Here is a 19,337-nt window from a genome sequence, read left to right on the forward strand (position 1 = left end):
GTTTTCAGCACTTGACCCGGCGGGCCGGGGCGGTCAGCTTGCCGCCCGTATTGGAGATCCGGCCGAAGTCCATGAACCGACTGCAACGGTACCTGTTCCGCAACCTGCTGATCGCCACCCTCTATTCGACGGCCGGCCTGACGCTGACCATCTGGCTCAGCCAGTCGCTGCGCCTGATCGAGATCGTGGTCAGCGCCGGCGCGCCGATGGGGATGTTCCTGTGGCTGCTGCTGCTGACGGTGCCGACCTTCCTCGGCATCGTGCTGCCGCTGGCCCTGGTCGGCGCCATCCTGTTCACCTACAACAAGATGGCGACCGACAGCGAACTGGTGGTGATGCGCGCGGCCGGCGTCGGGCCGCTGTCGCTGTCGCAGCCGGCGCTGGTGCTGGCGGTGGGGGTGATGGTCGTCGTCTATGTGCTGAACGTCTGGATCACCCCGTCGGCCCATCGCGAACTGGTGCGCATGGAATACACGGTGCGCAGCGACTATTCGCAGCTGTTCCTGCGCGAGGGCGTGTTCAACGAGGTCGGCGACCAGTTCAGCGTGTTCCTGCGCGACCGCGATTCGGACGGCAACCTGCACAAGGTGCTGATCCATGACGGCCGCCTGCCGGACAAGCCGGTGACGATCATGGGCGACCGCGCGGTGATGCAGACCGGGCCGGAGGGCACGCGCTTCGTCGTCTATGACGGCAACCGGCAGGAGCTGGACCGCAAGACCAACCGGCTGTCGCAGCTGTTCTTCGACCGCTATGCCGTCGACCTGAAGGCGGTGGCGCCGCAGGCGGCCGAACGCTGGCCGGATGCCCGCGAGCGCACCACCGCGGAGCTGATGGACGGCAACGTCCCGGCCCAGGACGACCGCATGCGCCGCGGCCTGATCGCCGAGCTGCACCACCGCTTCTCCTCGCCGCTGCTGGCGCTGTCCTATGCAATGGTGGCGCTGGCGGCGCTGCTGTCGGGCGAGTTCAACCGGCGCGGCCAATCCTCGCGCGTTACCATCGCCGTGCTGCTGGTGATGGGGTTGCAGGCCGGGGCGCTCGGGCTGACCAGCCTCGCCGGCAAGGCGACCGTCTTCGTGCCGCTGATGTACGCCATGCCGCTGGCGGTGCTGCTGCCGGCCCTGTGGGTGATGTCGCGCGGGGTGAGGCTGCGGCCCGGACGCGGGCAGGACCAATCCGGGCAGGATACCCCCGGCAACGGTGACGGGACTGGGGCCGGGAGCGGCGCCGCTACGGCCGGGACGCGATGACCCGCAACATGACCCGCATCCTCTTCATCACCTCCAACCGGCTGGGCGATGCGGTGCTGTCGACCGGGCTGCTCGGCCATTTGACCGAAACCTGTCCGGGGGCGAGGCTGACCATCGCCTGCGGGCCGCTGCCGGCGCCGCTGTTCCGCTCGGTGCCCGGGCTGGAGCGGCTGATCCCGATGCCGAAGCGCTCCTATGCCCGGCACTGGCTGCGGCTGTGGCTGGACTGCGTGACGACGCGCTGGGATCTAGTGGTCGATCTGCGCAACTCGGCGGTCGGGCGGCTGGTTCCTGCGCATCGCCGGGTCTTCCACGCCAAGGCGGCCCGCCCGGTGCACAAGGTGGAGGAGAATGCCGCGGTGCTGGGCCTGTCGCCGCCGCCGGCCCCGCGCCTGTGGATCGACGCCGCGGCGCGGGCGGAGGCCGACGCCCTGATCCCCGCCGGCACCGGCCCGTTCCTGGCCATCGGCCCGACCGCCAACTGGCTGGGCAAGGAATGGCCGGCCGACCGCTTCGCCCGGCTGGCCTCACGGCTGACCGGGCCGGACGGCCCGCTGGCGGGCGCGCGGGTGGCGGTGCTGGCCGCCGGGCCGGAGCGGGAGCGGGCGCGACCGCTGCTCGACGCGCTGGGACCGCGGGCCATCGATTTGACCGGCCGCACCGATCCCATGGCCGCCGCCGCCTGCCTGGAGCGCGCGGCGCTCTATGTCGGCAACGACAGCGGGCTGATGCACATCGCGGCGGCGGCCGGGGTGCCGACCGTCGGGCTGTTCGGCCCCGGCTATCCCACCATCTACGGCCCCTGGGGGCCACATGGCCGGGCGGTGACCGGCAGCGTCCCCCAGGCGGAACTGCTGGCCCGCGTCGCCACCGATCCCGACGCACGCGGCCTGATGGACGGCATCGGCGAAGACCGCGTGGCGGAGGCCGCCCTCTCCCTTCTGTCGAATCGCATAGGACGTGTGACCAGTTTGCGTCAGGGCTGACCGCAAGGGTCGGCGGGTTCCCGTCGCGTTGACAAAGCCGGCCGGATAACCGACACTTCGCAAGCAACGTAACGGGCAGCTACGCCCCGACCGTATGGGTTCTCCCCCGAGGGTTTGGAATGAAGCCGACTCCCACCTACGCCAACAAGCCGACCTCGGACAATCCGCGCGACGTCGAGGCATGGGCCCTGGCGGAGGCGGCGCGACGCATCATCGCCGCCAGCCATGCCAAGGACGAGAAGGCCTACCGCGAGGCTCTCCAGCTGAATCAGCGCCTGTGGACCATCTTCCAGGCGGCGATCACCGAAGAGGATTGCGGGCACCCGCCGGAGGTGCGGACGAACATCGCGGCCCTGTCGCTGCTGGTCGACCGCGAGACGACCAGCCGTCTGGTCGATCTCGATTTCTCCAAGATCGACACGCTGGTCAACATCAACCGCAACGTCGCCAGCGGACTGACCGCCCAGGGCGAGTTCATCGCCGCCCAGCAGGCGACCCAGCCGCCGCAGGGTGCGGCCCAGGCGACGCCGCCGGCCCCGGGCCAGCCCGCCGGCATGCGCCCGGCGGTGCCGCCGCGTCCGATGGGCCAGCCCGATACGCCGCCGGTCAACCGCGAATCCCTGCGCATCTCGATCTGAGGCCATCCCGCCCACCATCGTGACTTCAGGACGGCCGGCGCTCCGCAGAGCGCCGGCCGTCCTGCTTTCGGGTCGGGCAACGGATTCACGCTCCAAATCGATTCGGATTTTGCGCGATCCGATCTATCCGATCCGTTTGAAACTCTTTCCCCCGCTGCCGATCTGGTGACAGAGTCGATGCAGGTGAAATACTGCACCGCATCGTCACCAGTTCATCGGGAGCAGCCATGCGCCAGCGCCTCCGCTTCTATCTCGGCGACGAGCTTCGGGAGATCGGCGACGTCGATCCGACCCTGACGGTGCTCGACTGGCTGCGGCTGTCGGAACGGCGGGTCGGCACCAAGGAAGGCTGTGCCGAGGGCGATTGCGGCGCCTGCACCGTGGTGGTCGGCCGGCTGGACGGCGATGCGGTGCGCTACGAGGCGGTGAACGCCTGCATCCGCTTCCTCGCCACGCTGGACGGTTGCCGGCTGCTGACGGTGGAGCATCTGAAGGGCCCGGACGGCGCCCTGCATCCTGTGCAGCAGGCGATGGTCGATTTCCACGGCTCGCAATGCGGCTTCTGCACGCCGGGCTTCGTCATGTCGCTGCTGGCGCTCTACCTGAACGAGGAGCGGCCGGACGACCGGCGGATCGACGACGCGCTGGCCGGCAACCTGTGCCGCTGCACCGGCTATGCCCCCATCGTCCGGGCGGCGCATGCGATGTACGGGTTCGGCGATCCCGGGACCGACCGCTTCGCCGACCGCGACGCCTGGGCGGACAGGCTGAAGGCCCTGCGCGACGAGGAGATCCTTGATGTCGGGACCGGCGGGCGGCGGTTCCTCGCCCCGGCGACGGTGTCGCAGCTGGCGCAGCTCCTGCTCGACACCCCCGGCGCCACCATCGTGGCGGGCGCCACCGACGTCGGGCTGTGGGTGACCAAGTTCCAGCGGGTGCTGGCGACGGTGATCCATACCGGCCGGGTCGGCGCCCTGCGGCGGGTCGAGGACCGCGGCGACGCGCTGGCGATCGGGGCCGGCGTCACCTACAGCGAGGCGGCCCCGGCCATCGCCGCGCTCTATCCCGATTTCGGCGAGCTGATCCGCCGCATCGGGGCGGAGCAGGTGCGCAACATGGGCACCATCGGCGGCAACATCGCCAACGGCTCCCCCATCGGCGACACCCCGCCGGCCCTGATCGCCTGCGCCGCCACCCTGCGGCTGCGGCGCGGCGACGAGACGCGCGAGCTGCCGCTGGAGGAATTCTTCATCGAATACGGCAGGCAGGATCGCCGCGAGGGCGAGTTTGTCGAGGCGGTGATCCTGCCGAAGCCGGCACCGGGCGAGCGCTTCCGCGCCTACAAGATCGCCAAGCGCTTCGACCAGGACATCTCGGCCGTCTGCGGCGCCTTCCGCCTGAGGCTGGACGCCGACGGCCGGGTCGCCGACATCCGCATCGCCTTCGGCGGCATGGCCGGAACGCCCAGGCGGGCCGCCGGGGCCGAGGCGGCACTGCGCGGCCGGGACTGGAGCGAGGAGACGGTGCGCGAGGGCATGGCGGCGCTGTCCGGCGATTTCACGCCGCTGAGCGACTGGCGGGCCAGCGCGGGCTATCGCTCCATGGTGGCCGCCAATCTGCTGATGAAGTTCCATATCGAGACCAGCGATCCGGCGGCGGAAACCCGTCTGGCCGGCGACCGGAGGCTTGCCCATGCCTGATGTCGTGGCCCCCGACGTGCATGGCCCCGCCGCGCCCGCGCCCGGCGCCGTTTCCGGCCGCATCGAGGGCGCGGTCCATGACCCGCGCCGGCACGAAAGCGCGCACAAGCATGTCAGCGGCGAGGCGGTCTATGTCGACGACATCGCCGAACCGGCCGGGCTGCTGCATGTCTATCTCGGCCTCAGCACCCGCGCCCACGCCCGCATCCGCGCCATCGACCTGTCGCCGGTCCGCCACGCGCCCGGCGTGGTTGCGGTCTTCGCCGCCGCCGACGTGCCGGGGGTGAACGACATCGGCTGCATGGGCAAGCATGACGAGCCGATGTTCGCCTCCACCCTGGTCGAGCATGTCGGCCAGCCGATCTTCGCCGTCGCCGCCGCGACCCGCGACCAGGCGCGCCGGGCGGCGAAGCTGGCGGCGATCGAGTACGAGGATCTGCCGGCAATCCTGACCATCGCCGCCGCCCGCGACGGGGAGCGGACCCTGGTCACGCCGCCGATGACGCTGACGGTCGGCGATGCCGGCGCGGCGCTGGCCGCGGCTCCGCACAGCGTGGCCGGCCGGCTCGCCATCGGCGGGCAGGAGCATTTCTACCTGGAGAGCCAGATCGCCATGGCGGTGCCGGGCGAGGATGGCGAGGTGCTGATCCACGTCTCGACCCAGCATCCGACGGAGGTCCAGCACATCGTCGCCCATGTGCTGGCGGTGCCGAGCGCCGCGGTGACGGTGGAGGTGCGGCGGATGGGCGGCGGCTTCGGCGGCAAGGAGACTCAGTCGAACCTGTTCGCCGCCTGCACCGCGCTGGTCGCGTCCCGCACCGGCCGTGCCGCCAAGCTGCGGCCCGACCGCGACGACGATTTCCAGATCACCGGGAAGCGCCATGATTTCGAGGTCGACTACAGGGTCGGGTTCGATGGCGACGGGCTGATCCGGGGTGTGGAGATGCTGTTCGCGGCCAGGGCCGGCTATGCCGCCGACCTGTCCGGCCCGGTGACCGACCGCGCGCTGTTCCATGCCGACAACGGCTATTTCTACCCGGCGGCCCGGCTGGAATCGCTGCCGCTGAAGACCAACACGGTGTCCAACACCGCCTTCCGCGGCTTCGGCGGCCCGCAGGGCATGGTCGCGGCGGAGCGGGCGATCGACGAGATCGCCTTCGCGCTCGGCAAGGATCCGCTGGAGATCCGCAAGCGCAATTTCTACGGCACCGATCCCGAGCGGGACGGCCGCTCCCTCACCCCCTACCACCAGACCGTCACCGACAACATCCTGCCGGAGCTGGTGGAGCGATTGGAGGAGACGTCCGGCTATTGGAAGCGCCGCGAGGAGATCCGCGCCTTCAACCGGACCAGCCGCATCCTGCGCAAGGGGCTGGCGCTGACGCCGGTGAAGTTCGGCATCTCCTTCACCGCCAGCCATTACAACCAGGCGGGCGCCCTGGTCCATGTCTACACCGACGGCAGCATCCAGCTGAACCATGGCGGGATCGAGATGGGGCAGGGGCTCTACACCAAGGTCGCCCAGGTGGTGGCGGAGGAGTTCCAGGTCGACATCTCCACCATCCGGCCGACCGCGACCAACACCGGCAAGGTTCCCAACACCTCGGCGACCGCGGCGTCGTCCGGCTCCGACCTGAACGGCAAGGCGGCGCAGGCGGCGGCGCGCACCATCCGCGACCGGCTGGTCGCCTTCGCCGCGGAGAAATGGGGCGTGGCGCAGGACGCGGTGCGCTTCGAGCGCAACCGGGTGCGGGTGGGCGAGCGCGACATGAGCTTCGCCGAGCTGGCGAGCGCCGCCTACATCGCCCGGGTCCAGCTGTCGGCCACCGGCTTCTACAGGACGCCGAAGATCCATTGGGACCGCGCGGCCGGGCGCGGCACGCCCTTCTATTACTTCGCCTATGGCGCCGCCTGCGCCGAGGTGACGGTCGACACGCTGACCGGCGAATATGTCGTGGATCGGGTGGACATCCTGCATGATTGCGGCCGGTCGCTGAACCCGGCCATCGACAAGGGGCAGATCGAGGGCGGCTTCGTCCAGGGCATGGGCTGGCTGACCATGGAGGAGCTGTGGTGGGACGGGCAGGGGCGCCTGCGCACCCACGCCCCCAGCACCTACAAGATACCGGCCTGTTCCGACCGTCCGCGTATCTTCAACGTGGCCCTGCTGGAGAATGCGCCGAACCGCGAGGACAGCATCTTCCGCTCCAAGGCGGTGGGCGAGCCGCCGCTGATGCTGGGCATGGCGGTCCTGCATGCGCTGTCCGACGCGGTGGCGAGCGTGGCCGACCACCGGCTCTGTCCGCGGCTGGACGCGCCGGCCACGCCGGAGCGGGTGCTGGCCTGCATCGGGCGCCTGCGGGAGCGGGCGGCGGCGGGTGGCGCCGGCCCCCTCCCTAACCCTCCCCCGCCTTCGGCGGTGGAGGGAACTGCCGCCGATCCGGCACGTGCTCCCTCTCCCGCTGAAAGCGGGGGAGGGTCGGGGAGGGGGCCCGACGCGCCCTCCGAACCGGCCCCCGGACCGGCATGACCCTGCTGTCCGCAACCCTCGCCGACTGGCTGTCGCGCGGCGAGCCGGCGGTGCTGGTGACGGTGGCCGAGGCGCGCGGCTCGACCCCGCGGGAGGCGGGCGCCGGCATGCTGGTCGGCCGGCAGGCCTCTACCGGCACGGTTGGCGGCGGCCGGCTGGAATGGACGGCCATCGCCGCCGCGCGCCGGATGCTGGAGGAGGGCGGCGCGCTGGAGACGCTCGATCTGCCGCTCGGCCCCGCCACCGGCCAATGCTGCGGCGGCCATGTCGTGCTGCGGCTGGAGCGTGCCGGGCGGGAGACCGCCGCGGCTCTGGAGGAATGCGAGCGCCGCGCTGCCGACGCCCGTCCGCTGCTGCTGCTGTTCGGCGCCGGCCATGTCGGACGGGCGATGGCGACGGCCTTCGCGCCGCTGCCGCTGCGCCTGCTGTGGATCGACGGCCGGGCGCAGGAGTTCCCCGAAGCGATCCCGCCGGGGGTGGAGCGCATCCTGACCGACAGCCCGCTCGACCCGCTGGCCGGCGCCCCGGCCGGGGCCGGCTATCTGGTGCTGACCCACAGCCACGCCCTGGATTTCGAGATCGCCGAAGCGGCCTTGCGCCGGGGCGACGCCGCCTATGTCGGCATGATCGGCTCGGCGACCAAGCGCGCGAAGTTCGAGCGCCGGTTCCGGGCGCGTGGCCGCGACGCCGCGGCGCTGGGCGGGCTGACCTGCCCGATCGGCGCCGCGCTGACCGGCGACAAGCGGCCGGAGGTGATCGCGGCCCTGGTCGCGGCGGAACTGCTGGTGGCGTTCTTCCGGTGCCCTCACCCCATCGCCTCGGCCCCCGACACCAGCTCGATCAGCTCCGTCGTGACCTGCTCCTGACGCAGATGGCGGGCGGTGGCGGTCAGCTCGTCCAGGGTGGCTTCGATGTTGTGGCGGGCCGTCATCATGGTGGACAGCCGCGCGGCATTCTCCGCGGCGAAGCTCTCCATCGCGGCGTCGGCCAGCAGGGCGAAGACATATTCGTCGACCAGCCGGGCGATCAGGTCGCGCGGCGGCATGTTGGTCAAAGGCGGCAACGGATGCGGCCGGGCGCGCGGCAGGTCCAGCGGCAGCAGCGGCCGGCGGACCGGCTCCGGCGGGGCACCGGCGCCGGTGCGGCCATAGAGCAGCTCGACCCGGCCCAGCCGGCCCTGCGCCGCCGCGCCGTAGAGCGCCTCGGCGATGCGCAGGGCGGTCGCGGTGACGGCGTCGGTGTGGGTCGCCATCGCGGTGGTCCAGACCGGTGGCCGCCCGCGCTCCTCCAGCAGGGCGGCGCCGCGCTGGCCGGCGACCCACAGGAGGCAGCCGGGCGGGGCGGCCAGCGCCGCGTCCACCAGCCGCTCGGCGAAGGCGCCGACGAAACCGTGCTCGGGGGCGAACAGCAGCAGGACATCGGCCTGACCGCCGCCATGCCCATTCTGGGGCCAGCGTGCCGGCGCGTCGTCCTGCAGCGAGACGGCCTGGGCCAGCGCCCCGGCGACGACCCCGGCATAGGCGCGGGTGCCGGCCAGTGCCGCCAGCGCCTGCTGCAGCCGCATGGCGGCGAGCGAGCGCATGACGTCGGTCACCGACCCCAGCTCCTGCACGCTGGCGCGGCGGGCCTCGACCTCCGGCAGACGGTCGGTCATGGCGGCGTCTCCGCCGGAATTGGTGCCAGGCCGGCGGCGGCCTGTCCGATCAGCGCGCGCAGTGCCGCCTTGGCGGCATCGTCCAGCGTGCCGCCGATGGGATGGGCTGCCGTCAGGCGGGCCAGCTCCGCCTGGAACCGCGGCACCGCCTCCAGCGCCAGCCCGTCCAGCGTGCCGTCGGCCAGCGCCAGCAGCTGCGCCGCCTGGAATGCGAGCGGCCGGGGCGACAGGTGGCGCTGGGCCAGCAGCGCCCGCATGCGCTGGCCATGCGCCACCGCCTTGCGCGTCCGCTCGTCCACCAGCCCGCCGAAGCGGGTGAAGACCTCCAGTTCCAGGAACTGGGCGTAGTCGAGCCGCAGCGGTTCGGCCAGCGCGCGCAGGGCCGTCGGCTGGGCCTTGCCGCCGACGCGCGACACGCTGCGGCCGATGTCGACCGCCGGCTTCTGCCCCTCGTAGAACAGCTTGGCGTCGAGGCAGACCTGCCCGTCGGTGATCGAGATCAGGTTGGTCGGGATGTAGGCCGACAGGTTGCCGCCCTGCGTCTCGGCGATGGGCAGCGCGGTCAGCGAGCCGCCGCCCCGGGCCGGCGACAGCTTGGCGGCCCGCTCCAGCAGGCGGCTGTGCAGGTAGAAGACGTCGCCCGGATAGGCTTCCCGTCCCGGCGGGCGGCGCAGCAGCAGCGAGAGCTGCCGGTGCACCGCCGCATGCTTGGTCAGGTCGTCGACGATCACCAGGGCGTGGCGGCCGCTGTCGCGGAAATGTTCGGCCATGGTGAAGCCGGCATAGGGCGCCAGCCATTGCAGGCCGGGGGCTGAATCGGCGGCGGCGACGACGAACAGGGTGCGTGCCGCCGCCCCGCCCTGGCGCACCGCCTCGATTGCTGCGCGCACCCCCGACGCCTTCTGGCCCACCGCGACATAGACGCAGAACACGTCGCCGTCGGTCTGGTTGAGGATGGCGTCCACCGCGATGGCGGTCTTGCCGGTGGCGCGGTCGCCGATCAGCAGCTCGCGCTGGCCGCGGCCGAGCGGGATCATGGCGTCGATCACCGCGGTGCCGGTCAGCAGCGGCTCGGACACCGCGGCGCGGTCGGCGATGGTCGGGGCGGGGCGCTCCACCGGCTCCCAGCGTTCCGCCTCGACCGGCGGGCCGTCGTCCAGCGGATTGCCGAGCGGGTCGAGCACCCGGCCCATCAGCCTATCGCCGACCGGAACCCGCAGCACCGTGCCGGTGCCGTGGACGGCGCCGCCGGCCCCCACCCTGGAGGCATCGCCCAGCAGGACGCAGCCGATCAGCCGGTCGAGATCCATGGCAAGGCCGGCGACGCCGCCGGGGAAGCGCAGCAGCTCGTCCACCCGCGCCTCGGGCAGGCCGGAGACATGGGCGATGCCGTCGCCGGCCGACTCCACCCGCCCCACCGAGTCCAGCCGCGCCCCGGTGGCGACGCCGTCCAGCCGCCGCAGCGCGCCGGGCATCCAGGCGTCGAGCGCCTCTTCGAGCGACCCTTCGGGTGCCCCCTCAGGTGAGGGCGGCGGCATCGGTTCTCGCGGAGTCATCGCGCATCACCTCCTCCTTGGCGTCGGCGAGCGCCTGTTTCCAGCTGCGGCGGACGACGCTGTGCGGAAAATGCAGTTCCACCCCGGCGATCAGGCCGGGATCGGTCTCCACCGTCAGCGCCGCCGGCCGTCCCAGCGCCCGCGCCAGCCGGTCGCCGGCATCGGCGGTTTCGGCGTCGCTCGGCGGCGTCGCGGCGACGAGGCGCACCGGAACCGGATCGACACCGTCGCCCAGCGCCCGGCGCTGCGGTTCGGCCAGCGCCTCGACCGCGGCGCAGGCGTCGTCGAGGAAGGGGCGGGTCAGGGCGGATGGCGGCACCTCGCGCAACAGCCGGGCCGCCAGTTCGGTGCCGAGCGTGGCGGCATGGCGCCGCAACCCCTCCAGCGCCCTGGCGCGTTCGTCGGCCAGCCGGGCGCGGGCGTCCTCCCGCGTTCGGTCGGCCTCCGTCCGGGCCTTGTCGAGCAGGGCGGCCCGCTCGGTCTCCGCCGCGGTGCGGGCGGCGGCGATCAGGCGGTCATGCTCGGCCGGCAGCTCGGCGCGCTGCCGCTCCAGCCCCAGGCGCAGCGCCTCGGCGGACCGGCGCGCCGCCTCCGCCTCGCTGCGGACGCGGTCGGTGGCGGCCTGCCGTTCGGCGATCACCGCCAGCACCGGGCGGTAGAGGAAACGGCGCAGCAGCCAGACCAGGATCAGGAAATTGACCGCCTGGAGCAGCAGCGTCCAACCGTCGATCTGCATGACGGCCTCCGGGTTGCGGTGCGGATGTCAGGCGAAGGGGTTGGCGAACAGCAGCAGCAGCGCCACCACCAGGCAGTAGATCGCCATGGTCTCGATCATCGCCAGCCCGACGAACAGGGTGCGCGACAGGGTGTTGGCGGCCTCCGGCTGGCGGGCGATGGCCTCCATCGCGGCGGCGACCGCCCGGCCCTCGGCCAGCGCCGGGCCGATGGCCCCGACCGACACGGCCAGCGCGGCGCCAAGGATGCTGATGGCATGGACGTCCATGGTTGCTACCCCTTTTCGATGCTGCCGACCGCGCCGCCGATGAAGACGGCGGCGAGGATGGTGAAGATGTACGCCTGCACGAGGCCCAGCAGCAGCTCCAGCGCCATCAGCGGCACCGGCACGAACAGGCCGGCCAGCGACAGCACGATGCCGATGACGAATTCCCCGCTCATCACGTTGCCGAACAGGCGGATCGACAGCGAGAAGGCGCGCGTCAGCTCCGACAGCAGGTTCAGCGGCAGCAGCAGCGGGGAGGGGTGGGCGAAGCCCTTCAGGTAGGGCCACAGGCCGCGGCTGCGGATGCCCAGCGCCTGCGAGGCCAGCAGCACGACCAGCGCCAGCGCCGCCGCGGTTTCCAGGAAGGCGGTCGGCGCCTTCAGCCCCGGCACGAGGCCCGACAGGTTGGCGACCGCCAGATAGAGGAACAGCGTGCCGAGCAGCGGCAGGAAGGGCGTGGCGTCGGCCTGCATCGTCTCGCCGATCTGGCGGCGCAGGGCCTCAACCACCAACTCCAGCACGGTCTGGACCCGGCCCGGCCGCTCCACCCGCAGCCGTCGCGTCGCCAGCGCCGAGCCGAGCGTCATCGCCGCCATCAGCCCCCAGGTGACGACGACCGGCAGCGTGACCGGGACCGGACCCAGCAGGAAGGCGACCGGCGTCGTCAGGGGCGAGGCGGTCATGGCGCTTCCGCCTCCGCCCGGCGTTCGCGGCGGACCACCAGCATGCGGGCGATCTGGAAGCCGGCCAGCATGGCCAACAGCACCTCCGCCCCGCCCCACAGCGCCGCGAGGGTGAAGGCCGCGGTGGCGCCCGCCAGCCGCAGCAGGTAGAGCGGCACCGCCCGGCGGATGCCGCCGGCCACATAGAGCCGCGCGGTGGCAGCCAGCCCGCGGAAGAAAAGGGTTCCCAGCGCCAGGCCGGCCAGCGCCCCGGCAAGGAGCGGGGCGATCAGGGGAAGAAGGATCGGCGCGGTCATGACGTCAACGCTCCTGCCCGATACGGTGCCAGGCGAGCCAGCCGCCGAGCACCACGCCGGCGAACAGCAGCGCCGCCGTCCAGAAGATGCCGCCGCCGGCGCGGTCGTCGAGCCAGCGCCCGGCGAACAGCCCGGCCAGCGCCGGCACCACCACCAGCCAGCCCAGCGCCCCGATCAGGGCGAGGTTGCGGCCCATCGGCCGCTCCCCCTCGCGCAGCCAGCGCTCGCGCCGTTCGCGGCGGCGGCGGACGCTGCCGGAAAGCTGGTCCTTCCGTGGATCGTCCGGGTCGGTCATGGCAGTTCCTCCCCGCCGCCTGAGACGGGAGCGATGGGACCGCCGCCGCGGCGCTCCGGCCGCAGATAGCCCAGGATGTGGCGGATGGCGGCCAGATGCATGCGGCGGGCGCCGGAACGCGCCTCCCCCTCCTCCTCCGCGCTGCGGCGGAAGCGGGCAAGCACGTCGCGTTCCAGTGCGTGCAGGTCGTCGCCCACCACCGCCTCGCGGGTCGCCACCGCGATTCCGGTGCCGTCATGCATGGTCAGCACCCCGCCGCGCACCGCGCAATGCCCCTCCGACCCGTCGACGCCGCGCCAGCTGATGACCGAGACCGCCAGCGCCGTCAGCAGGTCGGCATGGCCGGGCCAGATGCCGAAGGCACCGCTGGCATCCTCTGCGCGCAGATGGGCGAGGCCGGCGACCCGGACGGCGACGGAGGTCGGGGTGGTGACGATGAGGGACAGGTCCGATGCGGTCATGCAGTCCTCCCGGTTGGCTCGGCGGCGCGGCCGCGCACCTGATCCAGCGTGCCGGTCATGAAGAAGGCGCCTTCCGACCAGTCGTCGCAGTCGCCGTCCAGGATCGCCCGGCAGCCTTTCAGCGTCTCTTCCAGCGGCACGCTGATGCCACCATGGCCGGTGAAGGATTCCGTCACCAGGAAGGGCTGGGTCAGGAAGCGTTGCAGGCGGCGGGCGCGGCGCACGGCCAGCCGGTCGGCGGCGCTCAGCTCCTCCATGCCCAGCAGGGCGATGACGTCCTGCAGGTCGCGATACTGCGCGATGGTCCGGCGGACCTGCTCGGCCAGCCGGTAATGCGCCTCCCCCACGACCAGCGGGTCGAGCAGGCTGGAGGTCGAGGCCAGCGGATCGACCGCCGGGTAGAGCCCCTCCGCCGCCATGGCGCGCGACAGCACGATGGAGCTGTCGAGATGGCTGAACAGCTCCGCCACCGCCGGATCGGTGAAGTCGTCGGCCGGGACATAGACCGCCTGGATCGCCGTCACCACCGCGCCGGGGATGGACGCGACCCGCTCCTCAAGCTCGGCGATCTCGCTGGCCAGCGTCGGCTGATAGCCGACGCGCGAGGGCAGGCGCCCCAGCAGGCCCGACACCTCGGCCCCGGCCTGGACGAAGCGGAAGACATTGTCCATCAGCAGCAGCACGTCGCGCCGCTGCTCGTCGCGGAAATGCTCGGCGATGGTCAAGGCGGTCAGGCCGACGCGCCAGCGTGCGCCCGGCGGCTCGTTCATCTGGCCGAACACCAGGGCGGTGCGGTCGAGCACGCCGGAGCGGCGCATCTCCTCCCACAGCTCCTGCCCCTCGCGGGAGCGTTCGCCGATCCCGGCGAAGACGGAGATGCCGGTGTGGCGCTCCACCATCTTGCGGATCAGCTCCATCACCAGCACGGTCTTGCCGACGCCGGCCCCGCCGAACATCGCGGCCTTGCCGCCGCGGGCCAGCGGGGCCAGCAGGTCGATCACCTTGATGCCGGTTTCCATCGGGTCGCGGCGCGGGCTGCGGCGGGCGAGCGGCGGCGGCGGCCGGTGGATCGGCGCGCGCGGGGTGCCGGGCGGCAGTTCCGGCCCGTCGTCGCGCGGGAGCCCCATGACGTCCAGCAGCCGCCCCAGCACCGCGTCGCCCACCGGGGCGGTCAGCGGCGTGCCGAGGGCCCGCACCGCCACGCCGCGCCGCAGGCCGGAGGTGCCCTGGAGCGCGATGGCGCGGACGGTGCCCTGGGCGATATCGTGAGCGGTGCCCTGGGCGATGCCGGAGTCGAGGTGGCTCTGCACCTCCGCCACCAGCCGTTCGGGGCCGTCCCACAGGATCTCCACCGCGTCGAGCAGCGGCGGCAGGGCGGAGGCGGGAAAGACGATGTCGATGACGGAGCCGCGGACGGCGACGACCTGTCCCGTGGCGGGGGACGTCGCTGGAGAGCTTGCGTCGGCAGGCTGGGCAGGCGTGGATTGGACTGCGGACATGGCGATGCCGCTCCTCCGGGGCGCCCGGCTACCCGCCCGGCCACCCGGCCTTCCCCCGGCGGGCGGGGGAAGGGGCGCCTGTGTGCTCCCAAGGAGGGGTGTTTCCTGGGGGCGGCGCCGTCGGGGCGGAGGGCAAAGCGTCAACCAGATCGACCACCAGGCCCAAGCATAGACCCGCAATCCGTTTTGCGGCATTGCGTCAAATCAAACCCAGCCCCCACGGATTCGCCCGGCTCGGCTCGCGCTTTCCTTCCGGGGCGGGGGGCCGGTCGCCGCGGGCGGTATGGAGCGACAGCCCGCGATCCGATTGGAGGCTTCAGGAGGCCCGCCGCGGCGTCACCAGTCCCCCGATGCGGGGGACGGTGACGCCGCGGCGGGACGATGCTCAGCCGATCTCGAACTTGATGCCCTGGGCCAGCGGCAGCGCCGAGGAATAGTTCACCGTCGCGGTCTGGCGGCGCATGTAGGCCTTCCAGGCGTCGGAGCCGGATTCGCGGCCGCCGCCGGTTTCCTTCTCGCCGCCGAAGGCGCCGCCGATCTCCGCACCGCTCGGCCCGATGTTGACGTTGGCGATGCCGCAGTCGGAGCCGCCGGCCGACAGGAACCGCTCGGTTTCGCGCAGGTCGGTGGAGAAGATGCAGGAGGACAGGCCCTGCGGCACCGCGTTCTGAAGCGCGATGGCCTCGTCCAGCGTGTCGTAGGTCAGGACATAGAGGATCGGCGCGAAGGTCTCGTGCCGGACCACCTCGGTCTGGCCCGGCATCTCGACGATGGCCGGCGTGACGTAGTAGGCGTCGGGGAAGCGGTCGGCCAGCGTGCGCTCGCCGCCGGTCACCGTGCCGCCCTCGGCCTTCGCGGACTCCAGCGCGCGCTGCATCGCCTTGAAGGCGTCGGCGTCGACCAGCGGCCCCATCAGCACGCCGGACTCCAGCGGGCTGCCGATCGGCACCGAGGCGTAGGCCGCCTTCAGGCGCGGCAGCAGCTGGTCCTTGACCGAGCGGTGGACGATCAGCCGGCGCAGCGTGGTGCAGCGCTGGCCACAGGTGCCGACGGCGGAGAACAGGATGGCGCGCAACGCCATGTCGAGGTCGGCCGACGGCGCCACGATCATGGCGTTGTTGCCGCCCAGCTCCAGGATCGAGCGGCCGAAGCGCTCGGCAACCACCTTGGACACCTCGCGGCCCATGCGGGTCGAGCCGGTGGCCGAGACGATGGGGAAGCCCGGATGGGCGACCAGCGCCTCGCCGATCTCACGGCCGCCCTGGACCAGCTGGGACAGGTTGGCCGGGGCATCGCCGAAGCGGGCGGCGGCGCGCTCGAAGATCACCTGGCAGGCGGCGGCGGTCAGCGGGGTCTTCTCCGACGGCTTCCACACCACCGGGTCGCCGCAGACGAGCGCCAGCGCCGCGTTCCACGACCAGACCGCCACCGGGAAGTTGAAGGCGGAGATGACGAGGCAGGGGCCGGCCGGGTGCCAGGTCTCGCGCATGGCGTGGCCCGGCCGCTCCGACGCGATGGTCAGGCCGTAGAGCTGGCGCGACAGGCCGACGGCGAAGTCGCAGATGTCGATCATCTCCTGAACTTCGCCCAGGCCTTCCTGGTAGATCTTGCCGGCCTCGAGCGAAACCAGGCGGCCCAGATCCTCCTTGGCGGCGCGCAGTTCCTCGCCCAGCAGGCGGACCAGCTCGCCCCGGCGCGGCGCCGGCACCGAGCGCCACGCCTCGAAGGCGCGGGCGGCGTTGGCGGCGATGTCCGAAACCTGCGACGGCGCGGTCTCCGCCACCGTGGCGAGGGTGGCGCCGTCGACCGGCGACCGGGCGGTCAGCCCGGACCCGCTGGAGGTCAGGCCGAAACGGGAGAGGATGTCGCTGTGCTGCACCGGGTGGCTCCTTGGGTGTGATGCTGACTCTCCCTCTCCCGCCCCGGGAGAGGGAAGGGGCCCGCCGCGGAGCGGCGGGAAGGGTGAGGGGACCGGCAAGGATTGGAAATCCATTTTGGAAATCCATGTCCGGATCACCCCTCACCCTCCCCACTGCGTGGGGCCCCTCCCTCTCCCGGGGCGGGAGAGGGAATGTTTCTCTGGCTTACTTGCCCTTTCCCGCCGCGCGGATCTCCGACAGGGTCCGGTTGGGGGTCAGGGCCTCGGGGTCGAGCTTGATGTGGAGGATCGCCGGCAGGCCGGACGCGCGGGCGCGCTCGAAGGCCGGGGCGAACTGGTCGGTCGTCTCCACCGTCTCGCCATGGCCGCCATAGGCGCGGGCGAAGGCGGCGAAATCCGGGTTCTTCAGCGCCGTGCCGGAGACGCGGCCGGGATACTCGCGCTCCTGGTGCATGCGGATGGTGCCGTACATGCCGTTGTCGACGACCAGCACGATCACCGCGGCACCTTCCTGGACGGCGGTGCCGAACTCCAGCCCGGTCATCTGGAAGCAGCCGTCGCCGGCGAAGCACAGCACGTCGCGGGTGCGGTGCTGCAGCTTGGCGGCGACGGCGGCGGGCAGGCCGTAGCCCATCGAGCCGCAGACCGGCGCCACCTGCGTGCCGAACCGGCGGAACCGGTGGAAGCGGTGGATCCAGGTGGCGTAGTTGCCGGCGCCGTTGGTGAAGATCGCGTCGTCGGCCAGCCGCTCGTCCAGCCAGGCCATGATGCGGCCCATCTGCACCTCGCCGGGGATGGCGTCGGGCGGGGTGCTCCACGCCTCGTAGGCGGCATGCGCGGCCTCGGCGCGGGCGGTCCAGGCCGGGTTCGCTGTCACGGACTGCGCGGCCACCTTCTCCAGGGCCGCCTCCAGGAAGGCGCCCGGCGTGGCGACCATGCCCAGCGCCGGGCGGAAGACGCGGCCGATCTCCTCGGCACCCGGATGGATATGGACCACCGCCTTCTGCGGATCGGGGATGCCCAGCAGGCCGTAGCCCTGCGACGGCACCTCGGAGAAACGGTCGCCCAGCAGGATCAGCAGGTCGCTGTCCTTGACCAGCGCGGTCAGCTTCGGGTTGATGCCCAGCCCGATGTCGCCGGCATAGAGCGGATGGGCGTGGTCGAACAGCATCTGCCGGCGGAAGGTGACGGCAACCGGCAGCGACAGCCGCTCGGCGAAGTCCTTCAGCGCGGCGACCGACGTTTCCGTCCAGCGGGAGCCGCCGACGACCAGCAGCGGCTTTTCCGCCTTGGCCAGCAGATCGGCGAAGGAGGCCATCTGGGCGGGCGTGGGCGCGCTGTCGACCGGCTCGGCCCGCGGGGCGGCGGCGGCATCGGCGGTTTCGGTCAGCGTGTCTTCCGGCAGGGCCAGCACCACCGGGCCGGGACGGCCGGCCATCGCGGTGTGGAAGGCGCGGGAGATCATCTCCGGCACGCGGTCGGCGCTGTCGATCTCGGCGACCCACTTGCACATGCCGCCGAACAGCTTGCCGTAATCGACCTCCTGGAAGGCGTCGCGGCCGCGCATGCCGCGCTCGATCTGGCCGACCAGCACGACCAGCGGCGTCTCGTCCTGCTGGGCGACATGGATGCCCGACGCGGCATTGGTGGCGCCGGGGCCGCGGGTGACGAGGCAGACGCCGGGACGGCCGGTCAGCTTGGCCTGCGCCTCCGCCATCATCGCCGCGCCGCCTTCATGGCGGCAGACGACCATGTCGATGGGGCTGTCATGCAGCGCGTCCAGCACGGCGAGATAGCTCTCGCCCGGCACGCCGAACACCCGCCGCACGCCCTGCGCCTCCAGCGCCTCGACGATCAACTGACCACCGGTCTTCATCGCAACTCCGCCCCACCTGTTCCGGATCTCCAGGATACCGACGGTGCCGCGCCCCGCACCAGAGCGCAAACGACTTTCTTTCCACAGGTCATGAGCTTTGGTAATGAAGTGGCATGGATCTGCAGCGCCGCCTCCTCCCGTCCATGAGCATGCTCACCGCCTTCGAGGCGGCGGCCCGCACTGGCAGCTTCACCGCGGCGGCGGCGGAGCTGTCGCTGACGCAAGGGGCGGTCAGCCGGCAGGTCAAGGCGCTGGAGGAGCAGATCGGCACCGCCCTGTTCGTCCGCAAGGGCCAGCGGGTGACGCTGACCCCCACCGGCGCGCTCTATGCCGACCCGGTGCGCGACGCGCTGCGCCAGATCGCGGCGGCGACGGTGAGGACCATCGCGGCGCCCAAGGGCGGCGTGCTCAATCTCGCCATCCTGCCGACCTTCGGCACGCGCTGGCTGGTGCCGCGGCTGCCGGCCTTCCAGGCCGCCCACCCCCATGTGACCATCCATTTCACCACCAGGCTGGCGCCCTTCGACTTCCGCGTCCATGACCTGGACGCCGCCATCCATTACGGGACCGGCGACTGGCCCGACGCCGTCTGCGACCATCTGCTCGACGAGGAAGTGCTGCCGGTCTGTTCCCCCGCCTTCCTGGCGGCGCATCCGCTGAGCGGGCCGGCGGACCTGCCTGCATTGCCGCTGCTGCACACCAGCACGCGCGCCGACGCCTGGAACGATTGGCTGGCCGCCCAGGGGCTGGCCCCGCGCCCCGGCGCCGGCATGGTGTTCGAGCAGTTCGCCACCACCGCCCAGGCGGCGGAGGCCGGGCTGGGCGTCGCGCTGCTGCCGACCCTCCTGGTGCGCGGCGAACTGGCCGACGGCACGCTGGTTCCGGCCATCGACCGCCCGCACCGCAGCGCGCGGGCCTATTACCTCGTCCACCCCCGCGGCAAGGCCAACCATCCGCCCTTCGCCGCCTTCCGCCAATGGCTGCTGGCCGAGGCCCGGGGGGAGGTGCAGGGGGAGTCGCCGCCGGGATAG

General features: G+C 72.3%; 18 protein-coding genes. 7 read left to right on the top strand and 11 right to left on the bottom strand.

Features of this window, described 5'->3' with window-relative positions:
* Window positions 1–71 precede the first annotated feature (71 nt).
* The 6 genes from lptF to xdhC all read left to right on the top strand — a co-directional run bounded on the left by lptF (window position 72) and on the right by xdhC (window position 7,973).
* Window positions 72–1,253 (top strand): LPS export ABC transporter permease LptF, encoded by a 1,182-nt coding sequence (gene lptF / locus ABMY26_RS05760; protein WP_372394528.1) that lies wholly within the window; start codon window positions 72–74, stop codon window positions 1,251–1,253.
* An 8-nt stretch (window positions 1,254–1,261) separates the two neighbouring features.
* Window positions 1,262–2,239 (top strand): glycosyltransferase family 9 protein, encoded by a 978-nt coding sequence (locus ABMY26_RS05765; RefSeq protein ID WP_372394529.1) that lies wholly within the window; start codon window positions 1,262–1,264, stop codon window positions 2,237–2,239.
* A gap of 119 nt (window positions 2,240–2,358) precedes the next feature.
* Window positions 2,359–2,877 carry a flagellar biosynthesis regulator FlaF gene (locus tag ABMY26_RS05770; protein ID WP_372394530.1) on the top strand — a complete coding sequence of 173 codons (519 nt, stop codon included), beginning with the start codon at window positions 2,359–2,361 and terminating at the stop codon, window positions 2,875–2,877.
* Window positions 2,878–3,104: 227 nt separating this feature from the next.
* Complete coding sequence (xdhA, locus tag ABMY26_RS05775; protein ID WP_372394531.1) at window positions 3,105–4,577, top strand: xanthine dehydrogenase small subunit; 1,473 nt, start codon at window positions 3,105–3,107, stop codon at window positions 4,575–4,577.
* A complete protein-coding gene (gene xdhB / locus ABMY26_RS05780) occupies window positions 4,570–7,107 on the top strand; it encodes a xanthine dehydrogenase molybdopterin binding subunit (RefSeq protein WP_372394532.1) in 2,538 nt (845 codons plus the stop codon). Before xdhA ends, xdhB begins: the two co-directional genes overlap by 8 nt.
* Entirely contained in the window at window positions 7,104–7,973 is an 870-nt protein-coding gene (gene xdhC, locus ABMY26_RS05785; protein ID WP_372394533.1) for a xanthine dehydrogenase accessory protein XdhC, read from the top strand. The genes xdhB and xdhC overlap by 4 nt, the downstream gene beginning before the upstream one ends.
* On the opposite strand, the gene ABMY26_RS05790 is transcribed toward xdhC, so the two are convergent.
* From ABMY26_RS05790 to ABMY26_RS05840, 11 genes are all read right to left on the bottom strand, one after another.
* Window positions 7,913–8,761, bottom strand: a complete 849-nt coding sequence (locus tag ABMY26_RS05790) for a FoF1 ATP synthase subunit gamma (RefSeq protein WP_372394534.1) — start codon at window positions 8,759–8,761, stop codon at window positions 7,913–7,915. The genes xdhC and ABMY26_RS05790 overlap by 61 nt on opposite strands.
* Window positions 8,758–10,317, bottom strand: a complete 1,560-nt coding sequence (locus tag ABMY26_RS05795) for a F0F1 ATP synthase subunit alpha (protein ID WP_372394535.1) — start codon at window positions 10,315–10,317, stop codon at window positions 8,758–8,760. The genes ABMY26_RS05790 and ABMY26_RS05795 overlap by 4 nt, the downstream gene beginning before the upstream one ends.
* On the bottom strand, window positions 10,280–11,053 hold the full coding sequence (locus ABMY26_RS05800) for a hypothetical protein (protein ID WP_372394536.1): 774 nt from the start codon (window positions 11,051–11,053) through the stop codon (window positions 10,280–10,282). Before ABMY26_RS05800 ends, ABMY26_RS05795 begins: the two co-directional genes overlap by 38 nt.
* A 27-nt stretch (window positions 11,054–11,080) precedes the next feature.
* On the bottom strand, window positions 11,081–11,320 hold the full coding sequence (locus tag ABMY26_RS05805; protein WP_012977203.1) for a F0F1 ATP synthase subunit C: 240 nt from the start codon (window positions 11,318–11,320) through the stop codon (window positions 11,081–11,083).
* Between the two features lie 5 nt (window positions 11,321–11,325).
* Window positions 11,326–12,000: a F0F1 ATP synthase subunit A gene (locus tag ABMY26_RS05810; RefSeq protein ID WP_372394537.1), complete on the bottom strand. Its 675-nt coding sequence runs from the start codon at window positions 11,998–12,000 to the stop codon at window positions 11,326–11,328.
* Window positions 11,997–12,296, bottom strand: a complete 300-nt coding sequence (locus ABMY26_RS05815; protein WP_372394538.1) for an ATP synthase subunit I — start codon at window positions 12,294–12,296, stop codon at window positions 11,997–11,999. The genes ABMY26_RS05810 and ABMY26_RS05815 overlap by 4 nt, the downstream gene beginning before the upstream one ends.
* A 4-nt stretch (window positions 12,297–12,300) precedes the next feature.
* The gene (locus ABMY26_RS05820) at window positions 12,301–12,591 is read right to left on the bottom strand and encodes an AtpZ/AtpI family protein (RefSeq protein ID WP_372394539.1); all 291 of its coding nucleotides are present in this window, start codon (window positions 12,589–12,591) and stop codon (window positions 12,301–12,303) included.
* Complete coding sequence (locus ABMY26_RS05825; protein WP_372394540.1) at window positions 12,588–13,052, bottom strand: F0F1 ATP synthase subunit epsilon; 465 nt, start codon at window positions 13,050–13,052, stop codon at window positions 12,588–12,590. Before ABMY26_RS05825 ends, ABMY26_RS05820 begins: the two co-directional genes overlap by 4 nt.
* Window positions 13,049–14,551, bottom strand: a complete 1,503-nt coding sequence (gene atpD, locus ABMY26_RS05830) for a F0F1 ATP synthase subunit beta (RefSeq protein WP_372394541.1) — start codon at window positions 14,549–14,551, stop codon at window positions 13,049–13,051. The genes ABMY26_RS05825 and atpD overlap by 4 nt, the downstream gene beginning before the upstream one ends.
* Window positions 14,552–14,936: 385 nt before the next feature.
* Entirely contained in the window at window positions 14,937–16,430 is a 1,494-nt protein-coding gene (locus ABMY26_RS05835; RefSeq protein WP_372394542.1) for an aldehyde dehydrogenase family protein, read from the bottom strand.
* 205 nt (window positions 16,431–16,635) lie between these two features.
* Window positions 16,636–18,306, bottom strand: coding sequence for a thiamine pyrophosphate-binding protein (locus ABMY26_RS05840; RefSeq protein WP_372394543.1), 1,671 nt, complete (start codon window positions 18,304–18,306; stop codon window positions 16,636–16,638).
* A 113-nt stretch (window positions 18,307–18,419) separates the two neighbouring features.
* On the opposite strand from ABMY26_RS05840, the gene gcvA reads away from it, so the two are divergent.
* The gene (gene gcvA / locus ABMY26_RS05845) at window positions 18,420–19,337 is read left to right on the top strand and encodes a transcriptional regulator GcvA (protein WP_372394544.1); all 918 of its coding nucleotides are present in this window, start codon (window positions 18,420–18,422) and stop codon (window positions 19,335–19,337) included.

This window comes from Azospirillum sp. HJ39 (assembly GCF_041507355.1).
Taxonomy (GTDB): domain Bacteria; phylum Pseudomonadota; class Alphaproteobacteria; order Azospirillales; family Azospirillaceae; genus Azospirillum; species Azospirillum thiophilum.